This is a genomic window from Sphaerochaeta sp. PS (assembly GCF_032144095.1).
In the GTDB taxonomy this organism is placed as follows: Bacteria; Spirochaetota; Spirochaetia; order Sphaerochaetales; family Sphaerochaetaceae; genus Sphaerochaeta.
In genome coordinates, this window is record NZ_JAVSNJ010000015.1 from 1 (window position 1) to 25,195 (window position 25,195).

The 25,195-nt window shown below is 48.1% G+C and carries 22 protein-coding genes; 12 read left to right on the forward strand and 10 right to left on the reverse strand.

Going from position 1 to position 25,195, the window contains the following annotated elements:
• Positions 1 to 25 precede the first annotated feature (25 nt).
• The 8 genes from ROJ03_RS10965 to ROJ03_RS11000 form a co-directional block, all read right to left on the reverse strand.
• Positions 26 to 1,093, reverse strand: a complete 1,068-nt coding sequence (locus tag ROJ03_RS10965) for a Gfo/Idh/MocA family oxidoreductase (protein ID WP_313727098.1) — start codon at positions 1,091 to 1,093, stop codon at positions 26 to 28.
• An 18-nt stretch (positions 1,094 to 1,111) separates the two neighbouring features.
• Positions 1,112 to 2,146, reverse strand: a complete 1,035-nt coding sequence (locus ROJ03_RS10970) for an alcohol dehydrogenase catalytic domain-containing protein (RefSeq protein ID WP_313727099.1) — start codon at positions 2,144 to 2,146, stop codon at positions 1,112 to 1,114.
• A gap of 1 nt (position 2,147) precedes the next feature.
• Positions 2,148 to 3,248 (reverse strand): sugar kinase, encoded by a 1,101-nt coding sequence (locus tag ROJ03_RS10975; protein WP_313727100.1) that lies wholly within the window; start codon positions 3,246 to 3,248, stop codon positions 2,148 to 2,150.
• A gap of 10 nt (positions 3,249 to 3,258) precedes the next feature.
• The gene (gene gnd / locus ROJ03_RS10980; RefSeq protein WP_313727101.1) at positions 3,259 to 4,704 is read right to left on the reverse strand and encodes a decarboxylating NADP(+)-dependent phosphogluconate dehydrogenase; all 1,446 of its coding nucleotides are present in this window, start codon (positions 4,702 to 4,704) and stop codon (positions 3,259 to 3,261) included.
• A 17-nt stretch (positions 4,705 to 4,721) separates the two neighbouring features.
• Positions 4,722 to 5,564, reverse strand: coding sequence for a MurR/RpiR family transcriptional regulator (locus tag ROJ03_RS10985; RefSeq protein WP_313727102.1), 843 nt, complete (start codon positions 5,562 to 5,564; stop codon positions 4,722 to 4,724).
• Between the two features lie 174 nt (positions 5,565 to 5,738).
• On the reverse strand, positions 5,739 to 6,716 hold the full coding sequence (locus ROJ03_RS10990; protein WP_313727103.1) for an aldo/keto reductase: 978 nt from the start codon (positions 6,714 to 6,716) through the stop codon (positions 5,739 to 5,741).
• Positions 6,717 to 6,765: 49 nt separating this feature from the next.
• Positions 6,766 to 7,731 (reverse strand): D-2-hydroxyacid dehydrogenase, encoded by a 966-nt coding sequence (locus ROJ03_RS10995; protein WP_313727104.1) that lies wholly within the window; start codon positions 7,729 to 7,731, stop codon positions 6,766 to 6,768.
• Positions 7,732 to 8,874 carry a GntR family transcriptional regulator gene (locus tag ROJ03_RS11000; RefSeq protein WP_313727105.1) on the reverse strand — a complete coding sequence of 381 codons (1,143 nt, stop codon included), beginning with the start codon at positions 8,872 to 8,874 and terminating at the stop codon, positions 7,732 to 7,734.
• A gap of 415 nt (positions 8,875 to 9,289) precedes the next feature.
• Between ROJ03_RS11000 and ROJ03_RS11005 the strand changes: the two genes are divergently transcribed.
• The 11 genes from ROJ03_RS11005 (at position 9,290) to ROJ03_RS11055 (ending at position 20,959) form a co-directional block, all read left to right on the forward strand.
• Complete coding sequence (locus tag ROJ03_RS11005; protein ID WP_313727106.1) at positions 9,290 to 10,291, forward strand: TRAP transporter substrate-binding protein; 1,002 nt, start codon at positions 9,290 to 9,292, stop codon at positions 10,289 to 10,291.
• Positions 10,292 to 10,352: 61 nt separating this feature from the next.
• The gene (locus ROJ03_RS11010; protein WP_313727107.1) at positions 10,353 to 10,844 is read left to right on the forward strand and encodes a TRAP transporter small permease; all 492 of its coding nucleotides are present in this window, start codon (positions 10,353 to 10,355) and stop codon (positions 10,842 to 10,844) included.
• Positions 10,845 to 10,861: 17 nt separating this feature from the next.
• A complete protein-coding gene (locus ROJ03_RS11015; RefSeq protein ID WP_313727108.1) occupies positions 10,862 to 12,142 on the forward strand; it encodes a TRAP transporter large permease in 1,281 nt (426 codons plus the stop codon).
• Between the two features lie 21 nt (positions 12,143 to 12,163).
• Positions 12,164 to 12,601, forward strand: a complete 438-nt coding sequence (locus tag ROJ03_RS11020) for an RbsD/FucU family protein (RefSeq protein WP_313727109.1) — start codon at positions 12,164 to 12,166, stop codon at positions 12,599 to 12,601.
• 68 nt (positions 12,602 to 12,669) lie between these two features.
• Positions 12,670 to 14,328 (forward strand): dihydroxy-acid dehydratase, encoded by a 1,659-nt coding sequence (ilvD, locus tag ROJ03_RS11025; RefSeq protein ID WP_313727110.1) that lies wholly within the window; start codon positions 12,670 to 12,672, stop codon positions 14,326 to 14,328.
• 16 nt (positions 14,329 to 14,344) lie between these two features.
• A complete protein-coding gene (locus tag ROJ03_RS11030; protein WP_313727111.1) occupies positions 14,345 to 16,273 on the forward strand; it encodes an FAD-binding protein in 1,929 nt (642 codons plus the stop codon).
• A gap of 118 nt (positions 16,274 to 16,391) precedes the next feature.
• Positions 16,392 to 17,192, forward strand: coding sequence for a 4-hydroxy-tetrahydrodipicolinate reductase (gene dapB / locus ROJ03_RS11035; protein ID WP_313727112.1), 801 nt, complete (start codon positions 16,392 to 16,394; stop codon positions 17,190 to 17,192).
• A gap of 269 nt (positions 17,193 to 17,461) precedes the next feature.
• Positions 17,462 to 18,733 carry a sugar ABC transporter substrate-binding protein gene (locus ROJ03_RS11040; protein WP_313727113.1) on the forward strand — a complete coding sequence of 424 codons (1,272 nt, stop codon included), beginning with the start codon at positions 17,462 to 17,464 and terminating at the stop codon, positions 18,731 to 18,733.
• Between the two features lie 69 nt (positions 18,734 to 18,802).
• Positions 18,803 to 19,681: a sugar ABC transporter permease gene (locus ROJ03_RS11045; RefSeq protein WP_313727114.1), complete on the forward strand. Its 879-nt coding sequence runs from the start codon at positions 18,803 to 18,805 to the stop codon at positions 19,679 to 19,681.
• 9 nt (positions 19,682 to 19,690) lie between these two features.
• Positions 19,691 to 20,506: a carbohydrate ABC transporter permease gene (locus tag ROJ03_RS11050; RefSeq protein WP_313727115.1), complete on the forward strand. Its 816-nt coding sequence runs from the start codon at positions 19,691 to 19,693 to the stop codon at positions 20,504 to 20,506.
• A gap of 129 nt (positions 20,507 to 20,635) precedes the next feature.
• Positions 20,636 to 20,959 carry a cupin domain-containing protein gene (locus ROJ03_RS11055; protein WP_313727116.1) on the forward strand — a complete coding sequence of 108 codons (324 nt, stop codon included), beginning with the start codon at positions 20,636 to 20,638 and terminating at the stop codon, positions 20,957 to 20,959.
• Here the strand turns inward: ROJ03_RS11055 and ROJ03_RS11060 are convergent.
• Both ROJ03_RS11060 and ROJ03_RS11065 read right to left on the reverse strand, forming a co-directional pair.
• Entirely contained in the window at positions 20,954 to 22,435 is a 1,482-nt protein-coding gene (locus tag ROJ03_RS11060; protein ID WP_313727117.1) for a response regulator, read from the reverse strand. The genes ROJ03_RS11055 and ROJ03_RS11060 overlap by 6 nt on opposite strands.
• The gene (locus ROJ03_RS11065) at positions 22,410 to 23,936 is read right to left on the reverse strand and encodes a sensor histidine kinase (RefSeq protein ID WP_313727118.1); all 1,527 of its coding nucleotides are present in this window, start codon (positions 23,934 to 23,936) and stop codon (positions 22,410 to 22,412) included. The genes ROJ03_RS11060 and ROJ03_RS11065 overlap by 26 nt, the downstream gene beginning before the upstream one ends.
• 224 nt (positions 23,937 to 24,160) lie before the next feature.
• Here ROJ03_RS11065 and ROJ03_RS11070 point away from each other — a divergent pair, with 224 nt between their 5' ends.
• Positions 24,161 to 25,162, forward strand: a complete 1,002-nt coding sequence (locus ROJ03_RS11070; protein ID WP_313727119.1) for a TRAP transporter substrate-binding protein — start codon at positions 24,161 to 24,163, stop codon at positions 25,160 to 25,162.
• The last annotated feature ends 33 nt before the right edge of the window (positions 25,163 to 25,195 follow it).

Sequence of the window (25,195 nt, forward strand, 5' to 3'; positions counted from 1 at the left end):
GGGGATGGTGTATCCTAAGGCTGACCTAGTACCTGACAGCTTTACCCGTCCTTCCTGAGATATACATACCCTCAATGAGCTTCACCGTCTCCATTCCCTCCTCTCCTGAAGAGGTGGGGGTGGTATCGTTGATGATCGCCTGGGTGAAATCCTCATGCTGGAGTCGGAAGAAGTAGCTGACAGCATCAATGGTCTTGAAGAAGGCAGTGTCTTCCTGTTTCCATGTTTCGAGCATCTGCTGCTCTCCTTCAACAGTCCACAGGTCGTTGTAGGGAGGTTCGGTGATGCCGCTCCTGCCTGCAATGAACATCGCCCCTCCATCAGTCTGGACCCCTGTAGAGAAGCCATTGGAGCCATGGACATGGACCTTGGCGTAGATGCCAGGCTTCTGGGAGTTCGAGACCAGGATGGAGGCTATCGCACCACTGGTGAAGCGTACTGTTCCGACTACGGTATCCTCAACTTCTATATAGGGGTGATTAACATTGTCCCACTGGGCGTAGACCTCCTTCACCGGGCCAAGGAACCAGTGCAAGAGATCCAGCTGGTGAGGGGCCTGGTTGATGAGGACACCACCGCCTTCCTTGTCCCACTTGCCTCTCCAGGGGTCGCTGTTGTAGTACTCTTTGTCACGCCAGCCAAGCATGGTGACCTGCCCTATCATGGCCTTGCCAATCTTGCCATCTGCAATGGCCTGATGGATTCGCTTGGTTGCCGGGAACCAACGCCTCTGGCTGACTACGGCAAGTTTCTTCTTCTCCTGTCTGGCACAGTCGACCATGGCCTGGCAGTCTGCTACCGTGAGTGCCATGGGTTTCTCGACCAGTACATGGGCCCCACCTTTGAGGGCCTCGATGGCATGTTGCTTGTGCAGGGGGTGTGGAGTGGTGATGATGACCGCATCGACCTGGGCCTCTGCGATCATCCTTTTCATATCGGTGAAGGCCTGGATGTTCCAGACCTTTGCAAACTGCTCGGCCTTCTGGGCATCCCGCCCCCAGACCGCTACCAGTTTGCTATCCTTTGCCTCACCCAGAGCCTTTGCATGCACGTGTGAAACCTTTCCATATCCAATGAGTGCGTATCGTACCATACGTTCCTTCCTTATGTATTACGGAAGCAGTACAACCTTCAGAAGGTTGTCTTCCCTGTTATAGAGCTTGTCAAACCAGAGCTGGCCTTCACTAAGAGGGGCTGTCTTGCTGATGAGATCATCCACTACCAGGCGCCCTGAGGCCATGAGCTTGATGACAGTCGGGTACTCCCCGCTGATGGCACAGCTTCCTTGGAGGCGTATCTGCCTGGTCACAATCTTCTGTAGGGGAAGTTCGACCTTAGGGCTTACATTGCCCACAAGCACGACACTCCCGCCTTTTTTCACCACTTCAATGGCTGTGTTGATGGGCCCTGTCGCCCCTACAGCCTCATAGACCTTGTCCAGCATCCCCGAGTCTGTGATGGTGGCGATCTTGTCCAGGAGCCCTGGCTCCCTCGGGTCGAAGGCATAGTCAGCACCGCAAGCCAGGGCTTTCTTTCTTCTGGCCTCATCAGGCTCGAGTGCCACGATCTTGCCGCTGGTGATGGGACGCAGAAGCTTGAGGATAAGCAGGCCTATCAGGCCAGTGCCAACCACAGCGACATCCTCGCCAAGGGCTGGGGGGGCCAGAGAGATGGCATGGGCTGCAACCCCTGCAGGTTCAGCCATTGCAGCCTGGATGAAATCGAGGTTGTCAGGGAGCTTGTAGAGGATCCTCTCCTCCAGCAGGGCAAACTCGGCAAAGATTCCGTCCTGCTTGTACTCATCGCAGCTTACCCCCAGCACCCTGCGATTGTCACAGAGGTTTACCTTCCCCTGCTGGCAGAAGGAACAGGAGCCACACCAGATGGTGGAGTCAAAGGTGACCCTGTCACCCTTGGCAAAGTTCTTCACCAAGGGCCCGACCTCCTCGATGATACCACTGGCCTCATGGCCCATGATGACAGGCGGCTTGCGCCTGCCGGTGGAGCCATCAAAGCCATGGACATCGCTGCCGCAGATCGCTGCAGCCTTGATGCGGACCAGAACCCCTGTGGGGGAGGTCAGTTGTGGGGTAGGGACATCCCTATACTCAAGTTTCTTGTATTCGGTCATTACCAGTGCTTTCATATTACCTCTGTATCCTTGCACTCTCGCCTTGGGCAAGAGCCTCTACCTGACTGAGGGTAGCCATGGTCGTATCCCCCGGGAAGGAGGTGAGCAGCGCGCCATGGGCCCATCCGAGCCTCAGGCTCTCCTCAGGACTTTTCCCTGCAAGGAAGCCATAGATGAGGCCACTGGCAAATCCGTCGCCACCGCCGACCCTGTCGTAGATGTCCAGCGAGCAGGTAGGGGCTTGGTAGGCCTTGCCGTCATACCAGAGCACGGCACTCCAGTCGTGGCGGTTGGTGGACTTTACCTCCCGCATGGTGGTTGCAACGGCCTTGACGTTCGGAAACCGCTTGGAGACGGTTGCCTGCATCGCGAAGAAGGATGACGGGTCGAGCTTGCCATGGGTTTCCACCTCGGGGCCCTTCAGGCCTAGGCCCATCTGCAGGTCCTCCTCGTTTCCGACAAGTACATCTACGTGCTCCACGATCGAGGAGAGGATTCTCTGGGCAACCTCCTGGGGAACCTCTCCCCCCTTGGCTATGGACTTCCAGAGTTTCTCCCTGTAGTTCAGGTCAAAGGAGACGATGGCCCCAGCTGCCTTTGCCTTCTTCATCGCTGTGATGATAAGGTTGGGGTTCTTCTCCGAAAGGGCACTGAAGATGCCTCCGGAGTGGAACCAACGGACCTTGTTTGCGAAGATTGCATCCCAGTCGAAACTGTTCTCGTCCAGGAGGGCAGCGGCCTCATTGCTACGGTTGTAGAAGACCACCGGGGCCCTGAGGCCCTGGCCGCGGTCACTGAATACGTTGGCCATGTTCGGCCCGCGAACCCCGTCATGGGCAAACCGCTTGTAGATTCCGGTAACACCCATCCTACGGACTTCGCTCTCGATCTTCAGGCCGATGGGGTAGTCGACCATGGCAGATACTACCGCAGTCTTCTGCCCAAATGCACGGCTGAGGTTGGCCGCCACGTTGAACTCACCCCCAGAAACATGGAGGTCGAGGCTCTGGGCATATTCAAAGGGGATCACCCCTGGGTCGAGCCTGACCACAAGGGCCCCTAGGGAGACGAGGTCAAAACCCTGCCGATCGTTCTGAAGTACCTGTATGCTTGCCATCTCCATGCTCCTATATGCTATATGTTGTTGATGCGGTATCGCCGCCACGGCCGGTCCAGTTGGTATGGAAGAACTCACCCCTTGGTTTGTCGACCCTTTCGTAGGTGTGCGCCCCGAAGTAGTCCCGCTGTGCCTGCAGCAGGTTGGCAGGAAGACGCTCGCTGCGGTAGCTGTCAAACCAGGAGAGGGCCGCCGCGAGCGATGGTGTGGGGATACCACTGAGAGCCGATGCGGCAACGACCTCACGAAGGCTCTGCTGGTTTGCATGCAGGATTTCAATGAAATATGGGTCCATGACCAGATTCTGCAGGTCGGCCTTCTTGCTGAAAGCCTGGCTGATCTTGTCCAGGAACGCCGAGCGGATGATGCATCCTCCCCTCCAGAGAAGGGCAATGCTGCTCAAATCGAGGTCCCACCCGTTGGTCTCCCCTGCGCTCTTGATGAGCGAGAAGCCCTGGGCATAGGAGATGATCTTCGCGGCATAGAGTGCCTCTCCCAACTTGTTGATGAAACTCTCTCGTTCGTGGGTGCACAGTATCGCCTTGGCTGGGAAGGCCTTGCTAGCGGCAACCCGTTCGTCCTTCTGGCTGCTGACACTCCGGGCAAAGACCGACTCGACGATGAGCGTAAGGGGAGTCCCCGCATGGAGGGCGGCAATTCCCGTCCACTTTCCGGTTCCCTTCTGTCCTGCCGTATCGAGGATATGGTCGACAAGGGAAGAGCCGTCCTCTTCCTTATATCCCAGGATATCGGCTGTGATCTCAATGAGGTAGGAGTCCAGGTCCCCCTTGTTCCAGATGGAGAACACCTGTTGCATCTCGTCGTTGCTCAGGCCGAGGTACCGGTGGAGCAGGTCGTAGATCTCGCAGATGAGCTGCATATCCCCGTACTCGATGCCGTTGTGGACCATCTTGACGAAGTGCCCGGCCCCACCGGGTCCTATCCAGTCGCAGCAAGGTTTCCCATCGACATGGGCAGAGATCGCCTGGAACATCGGCTTGATGGCCGTCCATGCCGCTTTTGACCCACCAGGCATGATGGAAGGCCCCAGAAGGGCTCCCTCTTCACCACCAGATACTCCGGTCCCTATATAGAGCAGTCCTTTGCCCTCGACATGCTCCATCCGTCTCTGGGAGTCCTCATAGTTGGAGTTTCCCCCATCGATGATGATGTCCCCTTTTGCAAGAAGGGGGATAAGGGCCTCGATGGTCTCATCCACTGCACTTCCGGCCTTGACCATCATCATGACCTTCCTCGGTGTTTCCAAGGAGGATACGAGCTCTTCCAGGCTGTGGGTCCCGATGATCTTCTTGCCCTTTGCCCTTCCTTCCATAAAGGTGTCCACCTTTATGGTACTTCTATTGAATACAGCAACGGAAAAGCCCTTGCTCTCAAGGTTGAGCACCAGGTTCTCTCCCATTACCGCCAGTCCTATCAAACCGATGGATGCTTTCATATACGTTATCTCCTCAATCAGATGCGTCTTTTTGCGATGACATTTCTCATCTTGTTCAAATTCTCGACCCCTAGATTTTTCATTCTTTCCAGGACCTCTACATATAGGATATCAATGATGGTAAGCGATACGATCCGGGCTGAGAATGACTCTGCAACCAGCAGGCTGGTGCTGGTTGTGACATGCAGCACGTTGCTTGCCATCCTCGCCAGGGGGGACCGGTTGTTGCTGGTAAGGACTGCGATGTCGCAGCCGTTGTTCCTGCACTCTTCTGCAAGCGCCAGGGTATCGTTCCCCGATCCCGTGTGGGAGATGATGAGGGCGATATCCTTGTCCGTTGACTGGGAGGCAAGCATCAGCTGCATATGGAAGTCGCTGGCATAGTTGCAGTTCAGGCCCGTGCGGATAAGCTTGTGGTATGCATCGAGGGCTATGATGTTTGACCCTCCAAGACCCATGAGGTAGATGTTCCTGGCACTGGCAAAACGCTTTCCCACTTCCTGGAGAGCTACGCGGTCGATCCTCTTGTAGGTCTCATCCAAGGTCTTTTGGGTATTCAGGAAGACGGTGTCGATGGGGTCCTCCTGGTCTGAGACCCCTGTCTCGAATACCTGTTCGTTGGAGGGGATGGTCTCCCTGGCCAAGGCGATACGGAATCGCTGGTAGCCTGTGTATCCGAGCTTGCGGGCAAAGCGGACCATCGTCGATTCGCTGATACCTATCAGTTCAGCAAGCTCCTCGATGCTGGGGTTAACCGACTCCTTGGGGTGCTTGAGGATGAAGTCAGCGATTTTCTTCTCTTTTGTGCTGAGACTTGCGTATTTGCTCTGGATAGTGTAGATGGCACTGACCTCGGTCATGGTCCCTCCTTGGGCACTCTTGCCTCCCAGTATAGTATGAAAGAAATATTCATGCAATTAAAAGTAATATTCATTTGGGTGTTTTCAGAACAGACAACGATGAAACCAGTATCCTTCTCCCGACAAAAGAACATTGTTGAGAGAAGGTACATAGTATTTTGACACAAGAAGTAATTACTTTGACCGATGATCCCACATGTCAATATTTGCTCCTAAGGCTGTCTTGACCTTCTCGGTCGCTTTGCCAAGTTCAGTTATTAGGGCAGGGTCTAGCTTGACATCAAGCAATTTCAGTAAATCTCTGCTTTGCACAGCATTTCTTGTCCCTACAATAATCCCAGCAACACCCTTCTGTGCTTTAAGCCAACCTACAGCCAACTCTTCCATCGAATAGTCTGAGTTGTTGGTTATCTCCCAAATCCTATCCAATGCCTCCTGGCCTTCCTTCTCGGCACCGTGTCCACCATGCCTGCTCTGGCTGTGGGTCCTGCTGTCAAACAGAGTGGTTCTAGCCCTGTTGGCTGGAAAGTCTGCAAGGGACTTGTATTTACCAGCAAGCAGACCTTGCATCAGCGAGGAGTAGCACATAACGGGAATATCGTGCTCAATGCATTTTGGAAGGACTTCAAACTCTACAGCGCGGTGGAAGAGATGATAGCCGATCTGATTGGTGCAAATATCAGTTATGGCCAACACCTCATCAAGGTTTTGTGGGCCAAAGTTAGAAACTCCATAATTACGAATTTTTCCTGATGCCTTCAGTTCTGTAAGGGCCTCAACCCTTTCTTCAATTGAAACATTTGTCACGGGCCAATGCAGAAGATACATATCGAGATAGTCTGTCTGAAGGTTTTTCAGGCTACGGTCACAAGCTTCGAGTATGTCTTTTTTCTTCATATTTTCGACTGAAACTTTAGAAGAAATAATAATTTCCTTTCGCCTGGTACCTAAAGCTTTGGCAAGTAACTGCTCAGAATATCCATTTCCATACCCTTCAGCAGTGTCAAAGAAGTTGATGCCTACGTCAAAAGCCGCTTGCAATGCTTCAATTGAGTCCTTTTCCTCTTGGTTTCCAAAGGCTCCCGCACTTCCCATACACCCAAAAACGATCGGGCTTGTCTTCAAATCAGTATTCCCAAATTTTTTATACATGTTACGAATCCTCCATGAGTTTTTATAATGTCTATCCTTTTAAAATCTTTTAATATTTTCTTTCAAAATCCACAATGTTTTTCATGTTCTTATCCGTTAGGTAATGTTTTAGGTTGTCAGCAAAGATCGAGAACATCTTGGATGGGCCCCTAGGGGACAAGCCGGAAGAGTGTGGGGTGATCAGCACATTTGGCAAAGACCATAATTTGTTTTCAGGGGGAAGCGGTTCAGGCTCGGTAGCATCAAATCCAGCTCCTCCAAGTTTGCCTTTTTCAAGGGCTTCGATTACAGCCTCCTGATCCACCAAAGATCCTCGGGCGACGTTGATGATGTATGAACCTTGCTTCATCAATCCTATTCGCCTTGCATCAATAATTTTTTCAGTCTCAGGTGTTGAGGCGGTACAGACAACAACATAATCAGCTGTTGGAAGCATCCTGTCCAAGTGTTCTACGGTCAACAGCTCATCTACGTATGCTGGTTTGTCAGTTGGTGTGCGCTTGAGGGCAATTACCCTCATGCCATAAGCTTTTGCCAATCTTGCAACATTCTGGCCAATGTCTCCAAATCCAATAATAAGGATAGTACTTTCCCAAATGTCATTTGTAGGAAAATAACGAGCCCATATTTTAGTTTTCATTTGATTGTGGTACGTCAGGAACTGATGATTAAACGCAATGATCATGCCTAGGACATGATCTCCAATTTGCCGGCCATATGTTCCTGAGGCTGTAGTCAATATGCAATCCTTATTGACATAGAGGCCCTTATCGGCATATTGCAACACTCCTGCGCTTGCTGCCTGCAACCATTTGAGGTTCTTTGCTTTTGGCAGATCTTCAGCGCGAGGAAACCCTACAATAATTTCTGCTTTTTCTATCTGTTCGGCTGTGTAGGCAGTTTCTTCGGTGCTGGTAATGGAAAGTTGTGGATACGTTGTTTTAAGAAATGATATCTCCGCTTCTGTTGGGTTGAAATGTGAACAATGGAGAAAAAGAGTTTCAATTTTTTTCATTTAATTTTGTTCCTTTTTGAGATTTGTAAGTTTTGGAGAAATTTTTGGTGGTGGCCCAGAGGAGTCTCTAATAGAAAGGGAACAGGGTACATAACATTTTAGATTCGTGTTATAGGATGGGTCAGCGATTTGGATTAACAAGCCCTGCAAAGAGCTTTTCGCTAAGGTTTCTATGCTTGCATGAACGGTTGTTAATCTAGGAATAGAGTACCGGCTCTGTTCAATGTCGTCAAAACCAACAATTGAGATGTCTTGGGGGATGCGTAATCCCAATTCACTTGCAGCTCGAAGGCAACCGAAGGCGATGTTATCATTAAAGGCCACTATTGCTGTTGGTAACACATCTACACTCAAAAGAAGTTTTTTGGTTATTTGATAGGCTGTATCCGGCTCCCAATCACAACTGAGGTAATATGGCTCGGGGATAGAGTTTTTTGCAAACGTGTACGTGCAACCAATTAGCCTTTCTTGAGAAGTCAGGTAAGATTCAATGCCACTGATCAAGGCAAACCTTTTGTGCCCAAGAGAGATCAGGTATTCGCACATTTTAATCATTCCGTTTGTGCTATCCGCCAGAAAAGAAAGAGTTTGATTAGAGTATTCATTTGTAAGGATACAGGGAATACCAGCGTTTTGGGCTATGGTGATAAATTTTTCGGGCGTGTTGGATAAAAAAATAATACCTTCGTAATGTTGTCTCTCCAGCATTTCCTCAAAATCATCATTTTCATCTAAAGTGGAATAGATACAGGAGTAGCCCCTGGCCCTTGCTTCCTTCTCGGTGTAATAAAACAATGAAGAATAAAAAGGCTGGCTAATACGGTCTGTTCTGTGGACCGACGGTGGTAAAAAGAAACCTATTGTTCCATTTGACTTTCCCCGTGATTCAGTCTTAATTTTTACGCTTTCTGGTAGAAGAGGATCCTTTCCGATTATCTTTGTACCAATCCCCGGTAATTTGACGACTAATTGTTCTTCGACCAATAGTTGCAGAGCTTTTCTTACAGTAGTCCGATCAACTTCAAACTGTTCTCCAATTTCTCGTTCTGAGGGTAATAAATCCCCAGCATGGTATGTTCCAGATAGTATCCTTGCATGTAAAGTGTCATACACAATTTGATATAACAGCTTAGAATTACTCATTGAATCTCATCCTCCATTTGAGCTCGTTATCTTCTATATTATTATATAAAATATTCGAGCATACCTGTAGCCTACCAGTTGTAAATACCTTTGCATCAAATTTCAGAAAAGTCAATTGTTTTTTTGAAATTAGATATTTTTACAGCAATGCTGTGTATAGTATATCATATATGAGAGCTCATAAAAACCTATGATTTTTAATCATGTAAGTTTAAAACTTTAGGAAGTAAAATATAAATATATATAAAACAAACAAATATATTTATATTTATGGATTTTTATTATGAATTATTTTCACTAAAAAAATGTTGCTATATTTCAAACTTATGGTATGCTGAACTCATACATGTTGTACTACATGTAACTAGGAAAAGGATTTTATTTCTATTTTTTCAAGTAAAAAGGAGTTCTGAAAATGAAAAAAACAATCGTAGTATTGATGGTTGTGCTTTTGGTTTCTGTAGGTTTGTTTGCTAGTGGAGCTAAAGAAACCTCTAGTGCAAATGCGAAAGGGCAGTATGTAATTAAAATGGCTACCCCCTCTAACCCTGAAGATAACTGTGTAAAGGCCTTTTATTATTTCGAGAAGATTGTTGAAGAACGGACAGATGGCCGAATCGACGTCCAGGTGTTTGATAGTGGACAGCTTGGTGGACATAGGGACTATATTGAGCAAATGCAGATGGGTAGTCTTCAGGCCGCAGAAATAAACACAGCAGTCCTTTCTGGTTTTGACTCCAAATTTATGGTTTTTGACTTACCCTACCTTTCTAGAAATGTCAAACATTTGCAGAGCGTTTTAGAAGGAGGCTTAGACGAAGAGCTATCCAAATCACTGGAAGCCAGCAATGGTTTGAAAGTTATTGGCTGGATGATTCGTTCTCCAAGAAATATCTATAATTCTCGAAATGCCATCAAAACAGCAGATGATTTTAAAGGCATGAAAATTCGTGTGATGGAGAGCCCTATCATGACCAAGACATTCCAGTTGCTTGGTGCTGTGCCTGTTCCTCTCTCTGCTAACGAACGTTATATGGCTCTTCAGACCGGTGTTGTTCACGGGGCTGAAAACTCGGTTGGAATAATCGTTTCACAGAAAGAGTACGAGGTTACCAAATATGTTTCGTTGACCGCACATAACATAACGCCAAATATTATTGCGTTTGACAAGAAATACTTTGATAAACTTCCAGCAGATCTACAAGAAGTGATACTTAAGGCCGGTAAGGAAGCTGGAGCATATGCGACAAAATTGGATTCTGATAGTGAATCTGCAACTCTTGAGCAATTGAGAGGGTTCGGTATGCAGGTCAACGATATTGCTGACAAATCTTCTTTCATTGAAAAAGTCTCTCCCATATACGAACAATATAGGGCTGAGATTGGTGGCGATATCATTGATGCTTTCTTAAAGTAAACGAGCACACAAATAGAAGGGGTAGAAATTACCCCTTCTATTTTTCCGAAGGAGAAAGGAAATGCAGAAGTTAATTAATATCCTTTATGATTTTATCATTGAGTATATCGTGCGAATAGTTGGTGTGGTTCTTGTAGGCACCGTACTTTTGCAAATATTCACCCGAGTTGTTACCAGAGTTCCATTCTCCTGGACGGATGAATTGGCTAGATTTGCTTTCATTTGGTATTGTTTTTTGGGTAGTGTGCTGACTATGCATAAAAGAATGCATCTGGGAATTGATTATTTTGAAAGTAAAATGAAGCCTAGATCGCGATATATAAACAGATTATTCATCTATGGCATTCAGATAATCTTTAGTTTTGTTTTAGCTTATTATGGATTCAAGTTGTTAAGCATAGTGGGGCTTCAGAAATCACCTATTATGCGTTTGCGAATGAAATATGTCTATATGGTCCTCCCTATTTCCGGTGTGCTTTACTTTATCCTAGGTATTAATGAAATCATTAGCCATATCAAAAATGAAAAACCAAAACTAGCCATTAAGGCGTAAGACGAAAAGGAAATAACATGATTGCAGCAATTGTCTTTCTAATTATGATCGGCTTAATGGTATTTAACGTGCCTATTGCCATCTGTACTGGTATTGCCACAATTGGAGGTATAATTTATACACAAAACATTCCAATTATGATATTCGTCCAACGCATGTTCACAGGGATGGATACTTTTACTCTTATAGCAGTGCCTCTTTTTATTTTATGCGGACGTTTTATGGCTCTTGGAGGAATAACTGATGACTTAATCGCAGTATCCAGGGTATTTGTCGGGTATTTTAAAGGTGGGCTTGCATATATAAACATTGTTGCCAGCATGCTTTTTGCTGGTATAACAGGCTCTGCTGCCTCTGACACCTCTTCCATTGGCGCTATCCTGATTCCAGCTATGGAGGATCGAGGATTTGACAAGGACTTTTCAGTGGCTGTAACAGCCACTTCTTCAACTATCGGTGTTATGATTCCGCCTTCAATACCTATGGTTGTATATGGTGCTGTTTCGGGGGCTTCCATAGGGAAGCTGTTTCTGGGAGGGATAATTCCCGGAATTCTCACAGGAATCGCATTAATGGTTGTAGCTGGGATTATATCCCATAAACGCAATTATCCCAGTGATGCTTTTTTAGGTGTCAAGAAGAGTGTCATAATCAGTATCCGCGGGATCCCCGCAATGTTGACTGTAGTTATTATCCTAGGTGGTATTGTAGGAGGAATCTTTACCCCTACTGAAGCTGCGGGTATTGCAGCTCTGTACTCCTTTCTTTTGGGCAAATACTATTATAAAGAATTGAAATTCAAGGATATCCCAAAAATGCTTGCTGAAGTGGCATTGACCACAGGGCAGGTAGCGTTGATGATCGCTACAGCTTCTTCTCTTGCATGGTTGTTTGCCCAGCAGGGAGTCCCTGCAATGATCGGAAGTTTCATTACGGGAATTACCACAAATAAGTTCATGCTGCTGTTGATCATAAATGCATTGTTGTTATTTGTAGGAACCTGGTTGGACTTGAGCCCTGCTGTCATTATTTTTACTCCGATTTTGCTGCCTATTGCTGTGAGCCTTGGAATTGATCCTGTTCACTTTGGGGTGATTATGGTAGTCAACCTGGCTATAGGGCTTTTTACTCCTCCGGTTGGAGTTTGCCTGTTCGTTGCTTGTGGTATTGCAAAGTGTTCAATCAGCTATGTGGTTAAGGCATTCATACCTTTCTTTATTGCCATGGTGGGGGTTTTGCTTCTGATTACGTATCTGCCGGGTTTGGTCATGACAATTCCAAATTTACTGATGCCTTGATTGCGAAAAAGGAGATAGAACATGATTCTGAAACATATAAGCCCCCTAATCTCACCAGAATTGATGAAGGTCCTGATGGAAATGGGGCACGGTGATGAGATAGCATTCGCTGATCGAAATTTTCCTGCAGTTTCCAATGCAAAACGGTTAATCACCTACAGTGGAGTAGGCATTCAAGAGTTACTGCATGCAGTCCTCTATCACTTTCCCATCGATTATGCAGTCGAAAAGCCTGTCAAATTGATGCGTATCCCGCCTACCTCTGATTATAAAGGTGATGTGGTGGCTACATATCAAACAATAGTAGATAGCTATCATGGTTCTCCTGTGGGGATGGAGATGCTAGAACGGCAGGAGTTCTATACAAGAGCATCGCAAGCTTATGCAATTGTCGCTACTAGTGACTCAGCTAGATTCGCTAATATTATCATTCGAAAAGGTATTGTCCCAGCTACATAAATGCCTAACCTGGTCCCCAGTCAAGGGAAAGCTAGCCAGTACTTGAAGATTTGGAAAGGAACATAAACATGATTCGAACTTGGAATGAAGAGTCGCTTGATCATAGGAATGCATTATTATATGCAATGGGTATTTCTGAAGCAGATGCAAAACGTCCGATAATTGGTATTGTCAACTCTTGGAATGAGATGAATCCCGGCCATTTCCCGTTCTCAGATATCGTGGAGGAGTTGAAACAAGAAATATATGGGGCTGGAGCTTTGGCCCTTGAATTACCAACTCTTGGTGTTTGTGATGGGATTTGCTCAAATACTCCCGGTGACCGTTATACACTTCCTGCCCGTGATTTGGTAGCCGCCGAAGTTGAGACTTTAGCTGAATTGAATATGCTCGAAGGCATGTTGCTGTTGGCAACTTGTGATAAAATAGTTCCTGGCATGATTATGGGGGCCTTGAAGGTCAATATCCCTTCTGTAATGTTTACCGGCGGCTATATGGATACGGGTGAATATAAGGGAGAAATGCTTACCCTCACCCATACAAAACAGGCTTATGCAGCATATAAGAGCGGCCAAATGCTAGAGGAAGACTACAAGGCTATAGTTCGCTCAGCATGTCCTTCTCCGGGAGCTTGCCCTTTTATGGGAACTGCCAATACCATGTGTGCTACTGCTGAAATATTGGGTCTCTCCCCGTTTGGAAATGCATCGGTAAGAAGCCAGACAGAAGACTGGCATATCCTTGGAAAACAAGCAGCGCGAAAGATAGTAGAACTTGTTAAACAAGAGGTTAGGCCACTTGATCTGATAACCAAAGACAGCTTTGAAAACGTGGTCCGTTATATGATGGCTACTGGAGGCTCGACAAATTCGATCCTCCATATTCCTGCTATGGCCAAAATGGCTAACGTTGATATAACCCCCCAATTTTTTGATATGATCAGCATGCAGGTTCCCTTGATCAGTGCAATCTATCCAAATCATCCTACCTATACTATGAAAGAGTTTGATAAGGCTGGAGGACTTAATGCTGTAGTGGGAGAACTGCTTTTTTCAAAAAAATTCCTAGGGGATGTGCAAGGAATGTTTGGGTCAATTCATCAGATGGCTATGGGTAGGCGCTCCACTGATCCAGAGGTAATTCGACCTTGCGTGAATCCTATTAATCCTCACGGAGGACTTGCTGTCTTAAAAGGTAACATTGCTCCGGAAAGCAGCATTGTTAAGTTCTCTGCAATACCAAGAGGATCTTGGAAATTTACTGGCCCTGCAAAAGTCTATGAGTCACAAGATGAAGCCTGGCAAGCCATGCTGGATGATTCGATCGTTGCCGGTGATGTTGTAGTGATACGATATGAGGGACCGAAGGGTTCACCTGGTATGCCGCACATGGAAACCTTTATGGCTGCTGTGCTAGGCAAGAAAATGGGTTCTTCCATTGCATTGGTTTCTGATGGCAGGTTCTCAGGTGCCACTGGAGGGCTAGCAATCGGTCATGTGAGCCCAGAAGCATATGATGGCGGACCCATAGCATTTATTCAATCTGGAGATATCATTCACATTGATATTGAAGGACGTTCTCTGATGGTTGAGATTTCTGACGAAGAATTTGCCAAGAGGAAGAAGAATTGGAAACCCATACATAAACCTGCAAGCGGATACTTGGCTCTGTATCGAAAAATGACCTCCTCAGCTCATACTGGGGCATCCATATATTGGGACTTATAGGATAAATGCTCATACAATGCAGATAGTTACGTACGATACTATTATTGTCGGATCTGGTGCAGCAGCCTATAATGCAGCTGATCATCTGTTGCGGCTTGGACAAAAGAATATTGCGTTGGTAACCGAAGGAAGGGATTGTGGGACTTCTAGAAATGCAGGGTCAGATAAACAAACCTACTATAAGGTTACTCTTTCAGGGAAAGAGCCTGATAGCGTGCATGCTATGGCGCAAACTCTCTTTGATGGGAACTGTATGGATGGGGATCTGGCCTTGTGTGAGGCAGCCCTATCTACCCGATGTTTTTTTAAATTAGTGGAATTGGGAGTCGAATTCCCTAAGAACCGCTATGGAGAGTTTGTAGGCTATAAAACTGACCATGATCCGAGGCAAAGGGCCACTAGTGCAGGCCCATATACCTCAAGGATGATGACGGAACATCTGGAGAAAGAGGTACTGAAAAAAGGACTAAAAATCCTTGACCAGATGTTGGTCATAAAAATACTTACAGAAGAAAGCACGATACGTGGGATCCTTTGCCTGGATAAGAGTTCCTTGCCCAAGGTGCAGCCTGAATACATAATAATTTTGTGTGAAAACATTGTGTATGCAACGGGAGGCCCTGCTGGAATATACGCTAATGTTGTATATCCCGACGGGCACCATGGCTCATCAGGCCTTGCCTTTGAAGCCGGGGCAAAAGGACGTAATTTACCTGAATGGCAATTTGGCTTGGCATCTATCAACCCAAAATGGAATGTCTCTGGTTCGTATATGCAGGTGCTGCCAAGAATATATTCAACGGAAGTTGGATCAGAGGCGCAATCAGAATTTTTGCATGCATATTTCACGGATTGTTCCGTTCTTTTATCCAATGTATTTCTCAAAGGGTACCAATGGCCTTTTGCGGTGGGAAAATTGGAGAATGGCTCTTCCAGGATTGATTTTTTAGTATACCAAGAACTGGCTAAGGGGAGGCGGGTATTTCTCGATTACAGAGAAAACCCTGGTTCGGTTGACTCTCTTGATTACTCAACCCTGATAAGCGAAGCATATGAATATTTGAAACATGCAGAGGTATGTTTTGGGACTCCTGTAGAGAGGCTGCAAAAAATGAACTATCCTGCTTATGAACAGTATCTTGAGAAAGGTGTCGACTTGTCAAAAGAACCTCTGGAAATATCGCTTTGTGCCCAACATAATAATGGGGGGCTTGCAGTTGATTGCTGGTGGCAGACTAATCTAACTGGCCTGTTTGCTGTTGGCGAAGTTGCCGGTACACATGGCGTAAATCGCCCAGGAGGAAGCGCTTTAAATTCAGGACAAGTTGGCTCGTTACGTGCAGCAGAATACATCTGTAGAAAAGGAACTGGGGTCGCGGCAGATAAGCCTACACTTTCTCCTGTATTATTTGGTCAGATAGAAACACTCATACATAGCGCAAGTAGTCTCATAGGCAGAGAGAAACCCCATATCAATTCAATGCTGGAACATATACAACAAAAAATGAGCATCTCATGCTCACTCTTTAGGACCCTTGAAGAAACCAAGGATTTGCAAAAAGAGATTCAAAATCTGATTCAGAACATCTTTTCTGAAGTTAGTATCTCATCATACCAAGATTTGCCTGATTTTTTCATAGCTAGGGATACACTTATAGCTCAATTTGTCTATATAAGTTCCATTGTTAATTACATTGAGACTTATGGGAAAAGTCGTGGAAGTGCAGTCTATCCGGTCACCGCGGCCACAGATTCTGCAATTAGGCTTAGTTCTGACCTATATTATTCCCTAGATGACGGTAGCAATAAAAAGTTGCAGGAAATCAGTATGGAAAATGATTTTTCCTGTTGCATATGTACTTGGCGGGCACCAAATGAAATCCCTAATCCTTCAGTATTTTTTGAAAATGTTTGGGAAGAATTTAGAAATGATGGGAGCATTTAGTAGGGCGGGGTCAGTACTATCGTATTTGTAAACTTTACAACCTCAATTCTCCCAGGGAACTGGTTACTGTTTCATGGCCACCATTCTTATCATTAGATTTCAAAAATAGGGGATACGTATGATTAATACAGTTGTTTCAGGCGCTTGTGGTAATATGGGGAAGAAAATTCTTGCTCAGTTTGCTTTGGAAACTGACGTACATGTTATAGCTGCAATTGAGCGAAAAGATCATCAGAATATAGGTGAAGAATTGCAGCTGGGATTGGTTCTATCTCCTGATTTAAGTTTTGTGAAACACAATGATTGTATGGTAGTGGAATTTTCAAACCCTCAAGCCACCATCGAGCATTTAGAGATTGCAGTGGAACGTAAACTGCCAATGGTAATCGGAACGACTGGGTTCACAAAAGAGCAGTCGGAGTTTGTTGCATCCTGTGCAAAACACATCCCAATTTTGAAGTCGCATAATTATGGCCTTGGTATGAATGTTTTTATGGAGGTCGTCCAAAGCGCTACGCGATTGCTTGGCGGTGCTTATGACATAGAAATCATTGAATCGCATGCTGCTAATAAACCGGACATTCCCAGTGGCACAGGAATGACAATTGCAAAAGCCATTGCTGAAGCGAGAGGGGATGTTGTTGATGAGGTCATTCAGTATGGTCGGGATTCAACCAAATCATATCAGCGGAGGAATCACGAAATAGGTATCCATTCCTTAAGGTCGGGAAGCTATAGGTCTGTCCATACTGTGATATTTGCAGGCTCAGGAGAGAGAATGGAGTTTACACATCACGAGGAAGACTCTTCAATCATCGCCAAAGGTGTAGTCTACGGTGTTAGATTTCTCCAGGGGCAAAAACCCGGACTGTATTCAATGAAGGATGTCCTTGCATTTATGCAAGAATCACATTTATAAATTATATTAGAGTAGCTGGTTTTGGCAACTTTTGAGTTACGTACACATTTGATAAATCCGTTGCATTGGTGATAGCCCATACTGAGTCTGAAAGTATTGGTGGCGCGAGTGTTATGTTTCACAAGGAAAGATTTATGGTAATTTGAATGTGGTTCATTATGAAAGAAATATTCATACAATTAAAAGTAATATTCATTTTTGATTTACATATACCCAAAAGGAGGTATAATAGGACGAAAGGACTTTCAATTTCAAAAGGAGAATGAATAATGAAGAAAAAGAACATGTTCGTGGTGCTTCTAGTAATGCTCTGCCTGACAGGATCGGTCTTTGCGCAGGGTGCCGTCGAGCAGCCAAAGCAAGAGATTCGTGTTTTGCTGGCAAACCACCCCTATGGTGAGTTGCTCAAGACAAAGATTCCTGAGTTTGAAGCTCAGACTGGCATCAAGGTCAACTATGAGAGCCTCCAGGAAAGCCAGCTTACCAATAAGCTGACCACCGAGTTCGCAACCAACTCATCCACCGTCGATGTATTCATGACCCGTCCTCTCCAGGAAGGCCTGATGTTCATCAAGAATGGCTGGTACAAGGGCTTGGACAAGTACGATTTCTCAGACTACCCTGCCAACAGCGTTGATATCGGACGCAAGGCTGGGGTTGCCTATATCGTACCCCTGGTAACAGAGTGGCAGGTACTCTATTACAGAAAGGACCTCCTCAAGAAGGCCGGCCTCTCTGTCCCAACCAATTTTGTCGAACTTGAGGCTGCTGCCAAGGCTCTGACCAAAGATGGCGTAGCTGGTTTTGCTTCCCGTGGTAAGGGCGCTGCTGCTGTAACACAGCTTTCCAGCTATATCTACAACTATGGTGGTCGCTATCTCGATGGTGGCAAGGCTGTATTCAACTCCCCAGAAGCCCTTGAAGCTACCCGCTTCTACGGCAGGATGCTTGGATCCTACGGTCCTCAGGGTGTGACCAGCATGTCCTGGGAAAATATCATGCCTGTCTTCCAGGCTGGAAAGGCTGCAATGTGGACCGATGCCTCTGTCTTCTACGGCCAGATCATCGACCCCACCAAGACCCAGATTCCTGCTGAAGACATTGGCATTGCACAGCTTCCTAAGGGCCCGAAGGGTGATTCTCCCTTTATCGTAGTCTCTTGGGGTATGGCAATGTCTGCAAAGACCAAGAACCAGGATGCCGCACAGAAGTTCCTCGACTGGGCAACCAGCAAGACCCTTGCCAAGGAAGGCATGCTTACCAACATCACCATGGCCCGCGACTCCGCTTGGGCTGACAAGGACGTTCGCGCTATCATGAACCCTGGTCTTGTAGAGACCCAGGCCCATGCTGCAAAGAATGGCTATCCCTTCGACCGCCCATTCATGAGCTCAGTCGGACAGGCCAGAGACCTTATCGGTGAAGTCATCATCGAATCCATCAATACCAAGGGAACTTCCACAAAGCTTCCTGCCCTTGCTGCTGAAAAAGCCAAGGCTGTTGATGAGTTGCTGAAGACCGACGGAGAGTACGGACTCTAGACTGCAACGACCTATTGTTGGCCGACCGAGTTCATCGGTCGGCCACTTGTGGCTACAAGGAGCTTTTCCATGATTCGACAAAGTTTTTTTGAGAGGAACCTAAGGTATCTGTTTCCTCTGCCCGCTGTGATATTCGTGGTGGTGCTTATGGTATTTCCTGTCTGCTATACCTTTTTTCTTAGTTTTACCGATTGGTCACTTACGAGTGGAAAGCCGCTGAACGTTGTCGCCCTGAAAAGCTATGTTGATGTCCTGAAGGAACCTAGGTTTCTCGATGCCCTGGGCCGAACCTTCTATTTTACCTTTGGCGCTGTCATCGTCGAGATGGTCCTTGGTACTGCCCTTGCACTTATCCTCAACCGTTCCTTCAGGGGGAAGGGGCTGGTCAAGACCCTGCTATTGCTCCCCTTGGTGGCTACCCCTGTTGCCATCGGTATCGTATGGAACCTCTTTTATGATCCTACCATCGGAATCTTGAACTATGTCCTGAGCGTGCTCCACCTTCCCCAGAGCGGGTGGGTATCGGAGACCAAGAGCGTCATGCCCTCCCTGATCCTTGTGGATATCTGGCAGTGGACGCCGATGATCACCATCATCGTCCTGGCCGGCTTGGCTGGCCTCTCTTCTGAGCCGTATGAATCAGCCAAGGTCGATGGGGCCAACTCCCGTCAGGTCCTTTTCAGGATCACGTTGCCGATGCTCATGCCGACCATCCTGACAGCCATCATCCTGCGTGCCATCGACGCGCTGAAGACCTACGACATCATCTATGCGATGACAGGGGGAGGGCCGGGCTACTCCTCGGAGAACCTGAACATCCTTGCCTTCAAGTACAGCTTTGAATATTTCAGGATGGGACAGAGTGCCGTAATGCTGGTGTTCTTGTTCCTCGTCGTCATGGGCTTCAGTCTTGGCGTGATGCGATTGCGCCGGGCCTTTGAGCTGTAGGAGGGGAGCATGAAACAATCCAAGGTACAGAAAGGGCTCTTTCTTCTCATGCTGGCCCTCATCATCATCCCCATCCTCTTCCCGTTTGTCTGGATGCTGATGAGCTCGTTCAAGACACAGGTTGACATCATCTCCTGGCCTCCCAAATTTATCTTCACCCCGGTGATGCAGAACTACAACAGGGTATTCTTTGAACAGAACTTTTTGCGCTACATGAAGAATTCGGTCATCGTATCGGTGGTTAGCGTCATGCTTTCCCTGGTATTGGGCCTCCCTGCCGCCTATTCGATTGCACGGTACAAGCAGCAGAAGCTCTCGATGTTCATCCTCATAGCCCGTCTCATGCCTGGCATCTCCTTCTTGATGCCCTGGTACATCGTCTTCTCACGGCTGCGTTTGATGGACTCCTATGTGGCGCTCATCCTCTCGCACATGCTCATCTGCCTTCCCTTGGTTGTCTGGGTTATGGCCCCCTATTTTGATTCTGTTCCTCGGGAACTTGAGGAGGCTGCCATGGTTGATGGCCTTACCCAACAGAGGGCATTTACCAAGATACTGCTTCCCCTCTCAGGGCCGGGTGTCGTGACAGCCACTACGCTGAGCTTCATCTTCAGCTGGAACAACTTCATGTTCAGCCAGGTATTGAGCCAGCAGAAGACCCGGACCCTCCCTATAGCCGTCTACAACTTCCTCTCCTATGTCGAGGTTGACTGGGGTGCGGTCATGGCCGCTGCGGTAACCATCATGGCTCCGGCAATCCTCTTGACGATGTTCTTCCAGAAGTACGTGGTCAAGGGTCTTACCATGGGTGCAGTCAAAGGCTAGCGGTAGGTTCCCTGTTTGGTAGGTCCTCCTTTGGGAGGACTTTTTTCTGTTCGCTGGCATGTGTTGAGAGAAAAGACCTGTTCCCTCTGCACCTGTTGCATGGTATATTCAAGGGCCAAGGAGCTAGCCATGAAATTCCTCAAGAAAGATGATGTCGTATTCCAGGACTTGGGTCTGGGCGTGAGCCGAAAGATACTGGTACACAATGATGAGCTGATGATGGTGGAGGTCCACTTTGAGAAAGGGGCCGTCGGTAGTGTCCATTCCCACCCCCATCAGCAGATGAGCTACATCCTCAGTGGCCTCTTTGCATTTGAGAATGACGGGGAGACACGGACCGTTGGGCAGGGCGACTCCCTCCTGTTCTCCAGCGGGGTAGAGCATGGGGTTGTCTGTCTGCAGGAAGGGACCGTCCTCGATATCTTTACCCCTACCCGAAAAGATTTCCTATAGGCCCTCGCCCTTCTCCTTGTAGCTGGAAGGGGAGACCCCGAAGTTCTGGCGGAAGACCCGGGAGAAGTAGTTTCCGTCGATGAAGCCTGTCAGCTCTGCCACCTCCTTGATCGTCAACTCGTTTGCGTCCAAGAGCTCCTTGGCCTTTTCCATCCGTATGCTGGTCAGGTACTCAAGGAAGGATGAGCCCAGGTAGGTCTTGCAGAGTTGGCTGAAATACTTGGTGTTCACGCCGATGATGGTTGCCACCTGCTCGACGGAAAGCTGTTCCTGGTAGTGAGTCCTCAGGTACTGGTCGACAAATGCGAAAGACCTTTTGTATCGGTCCTCTTTGTCCTGCAGGATTGCTGAGCAGGCGAGGTCAATGAAATCCATGAGGTATATCTCCTGTTCCATGACGCTCTCTTTTCGCGGCTTGGGATAGTTCAACAGGCTGATCCTCTTGTTGAGCTCATAGGAAAAGACCATGCACCGTTCATAGATGTCCTCTATGGCATCCTCTTCCCTCAGCTTGTTGGACTGTATGTTGTCGATGATCTCATGGGCAAGCATACGTGCCTGTTCCCGGTTCCCCTGCAGGGTGTGCTCCAGCATGCCTAGGCTTTTCTCCTGGAGCTTCACACTGTCCTTGGGTTCCAGCAAGGCATCGCTGAACCGCTGGAACCGCATCTTGTGCCGATAGGCATAGGTATGGGCTATGGAGGCTGTGGATATGGATCGTGGAATCCCTGAAAACCCGGTGAAGAGGACCCCCGAGCCTATGTACATTCTGCTCTCTCCCTGATGGCCGGCCAGCTGCTCGATGACCTTTGCCCCCTGGGCTGTGAATATCAGCACCGTGATCCGGTCGATCGAGGCAAAGTAACAGATCTGCAATCTGGGATAGAGGCGGCTTTGCTGGAAGAGCGAACGGAGGTTGTCCTCGCTCATCCCGCTGATCACCAAGGCAAAGCCCTCTTCTGTCCTGATGTCCTGCATCAGGAAGTAGGAGCGCATGGCCTCCTCTGAAAGCCTGTTGAACTTCAGGGCAGCGAAGAACTCCCTGCTGAAGAGGTTGAGGACCTCACGGATCTCCCCTGCCTGCTGTGTTTCCGAGAGCTTGATCTCGTCGAGGTGGGCGATCAGCTGGTCCAGAAGGTCGTAGACATCCTTGCGTTGGACAGGCTTTACCAGGTACTCACTGGCCCCGAGGCGTATGGCCTGCTGTGCAAGCTCAAAGGTGCTCCATGCGGTCAGGAATACTATCTGGCAGTCACTGTTGAGCTCCTTGATCTGCTTGGCGGCCTCGATGCCGTCAAGGCCGGGCATCCGGATGTCCAGGAAGGCAATCTCAGGATTGTACTGCCTGGCCAGCTCCACTGCCTCGTTACCGTTTTTGGCCTTGATACAGCGCAAGGGAAGGTGGGCCCGCTCAACCAGCAGCTCAATCGCATCACACTCAAGATGTTCGTCATCTGCTATCAGTAGCGTGTACACGGCTTTTTCCTCCTGTCTTTAAGGGTAGGGTGATGGTGACCTTTGTCCCTCCCTCCTCGCTGACCTTCGATAGGACAAGGTTTGCCTTCCCCTTGTAGTATAGCTTCAACCTGTCACTGATATTCTTTACCCCAATGTGCTGTTTCCCGTCAGCGTGGACCAGGGAGAGCCTGGAGGCATCGATGCCGACCCCTGTGTCGATGATCTGGATGATCAGGCGCTTTCCCTCCTGATGGAGGGTAACATCGACCTTTCCACCCTCGACCTTAGGCTCCAGGCCGTGGATCATGGAATTCTCCACAAAGGGCTGGATGATGAGGGGGGGGATCCTCACATCCTGGAACTCTTGCGGGCAGTCGATCGAAAACTCCAGGCGATCGGCAAACCTGACCTGTTGGATGGTCAGGTACTCTTTGACAAATGCCAGTTCCTCCCTGATGGTGACATCGTCATGATACTCCAGGGTATAGCGGAAGATTGACGCAAGGCTATCGATGAGGTCGACCGTTGCGTTTGCCTCCTCAAAGAGGGCAGTCCTGCTGATGATGTTGAGGGTGTTGAAGAGAAAGTGTGGGTTTATCTGGGCCTGCAGTGCCTTGTAGCGGGCCTTCTCCAGCTCCCGGGTGGTACGCATCTGTTCCAGTTCCTGGGAGTGGATCTGTTTTTCCAGCTTGGCATTCTCTGCGATCATCTCCAGCCGCTCCCGGAGGCTCTGTCTCATCTGGTTGAGGTTCTGTTCCAGGAAAATGAGTTCCTCCGGGCCCTCCAGGGGGATGGGTTCCCCTTCGAAGTTCCCGAGGGATATCTGCTCGGCTGTCTCTACCATCTTGTTTACCGGCCTTACCAGACGCATGGTCATCTTGTAGACAACAATGGTATACGAGAAGGCTATGATGATGAAAAGCAGGATGGCAAATGTCCTGTAGTTCTCGATTCGTTGCTGGACCTCCTTCATCCAGGATGCATCGTCCTGGATGGTGACAGAGAGGTATCGGTTGAAGGTATAGTCCTGCAGGTAGGTATAGACCTTGTCCCCAGTATAGTAGATGTTGTAGTACTCCTGGCTCTGGGTTCCAGGGTCAAGCTGTTCCATCTTTACGATGGTTTCCTTGATGAACTGCAGGCCGTTGAAGATTCCTGTATAGATGAAGTACCGTTGTGCATTCTCTTCATACCCCGCCTTTAGCCGCTGAAGGGATATCTGTACCTCCCTGTCCAAAATCCAGAAATCCACAAGAGCTTCCTCATGGTTCTTGTCATTGGGAAGCTCTCCATACTGCTTGTAGAGCTGACGGCTTTCGACCAGTTGCCTGGTAAGGGTGTTCAGTGCCTGGTAGGTGTTGTTCCTGCTCTGTATCTCCCCAAGCAGGGAGAAGACAACCCCAAAGAGGATGATCACCAAGGCAAGGATAATGCACAGCATGACTATGTTGTAGGAGAGCAACCAGCTTCGGAGGGTGCCTGGTTTGCTTGGGGTGGTTGGTGTTTGTGTCATTTCCATCAGGTAGGTAGTATACCATGCGTTGTTGGGTTTACGCAGTAAGGAAGAGCTGAAACTTATAGGCCACTTCCAAGGGAATTAGGCCCTAGATTGCAAAAAAAATGAGCTTGGGTAGTACGAAAGGAAAAAAATGCACGGTTTTTCCTATTTTTTCCGGCTTTTTTCCTGCATGGAGTTGGGTCATACTGAATCCAGTAATAATTAGTTCCTTAAGGAGGGACCGTATGAAAAAAGTTCTATTGTCCGTATTGTTGGTTGCCCTGTTGCTTACTCCAATGTTTGCACAAGGCGAGAAAGAGGGTGCTGCAGCAGCTCCCAAGCAGATCGTCCTTCGCCTTGCAGACAACCAGCCACTTGGCTACCCCACTATTGTCGGTGATGAAGAGTTTGCTCGCCTGGTAGGTGAGTACTCCAATGGCCGCATCAAAGTTGAAGTCTATCCTCAGGCTCAGCTTGCTGACGAGAAGAGTGCAATCGAGCAGGTACAGTTTGGTGGAATCGATTTCACCCGTGTATCCATCTCCCCCTTGGCCTCCTTCCAGCCCCTGCTGAACGCACTGCAGATGCCTTACCTCTATAGGGACTCCGCCCATATGTGGAGCGTCCTCAATGGTGAGATCGGCCAGTACTTCCTCGATTCCATGACTGAGAAGGGTTTTGTTGGTCTTGTATACTACGACAGTGGTGCACGTTCTTTCTACAATACCAAGAAGCCAATCTACACAGTAGCTGACATGAAGGGCATGAAGATTCGTGTTCAGGAATCAGCCCTGATGATGGGTCTTGTACAGGCTCTCGGTGCTGTTCCTACCCCCATGGCCTATGGTGATGTCTATAGCGCACTGCAGACCGGCGTCATCGACGGTGCTGAGAACAACTGGCCTTCCTATGACTCTTCCTCACACTACGAAGTTGCCAAGTTCCTCTCCATCGACGAGCACACCCGTGTCCCTGAGATGATCATTGCTTCGAAGATCACCATGGACAAGCTCTCTGCAGCTGACCAGGCCCTCATCAAGAAGGCTGCCAAGGAGTCACAGGCTGTACAGGTCAAGGCTTGGGCAGACTATGAGAAGAAGTCAGAGGCTAAGGTACGCGCAGCTGGTAGCAAGATCAACAGCATCTCCAACCAGGCTGAGTTTGCCGCCGCCATGGCACCCCTCTATGAGAGCCAGCTCAATGCTGCTCAGAGAGAGTGGGTTGCAAAGATCAAGGCTGTCAAATAAGCAGCTGGATCCCTTTGCTCAGGCTACGGCAGT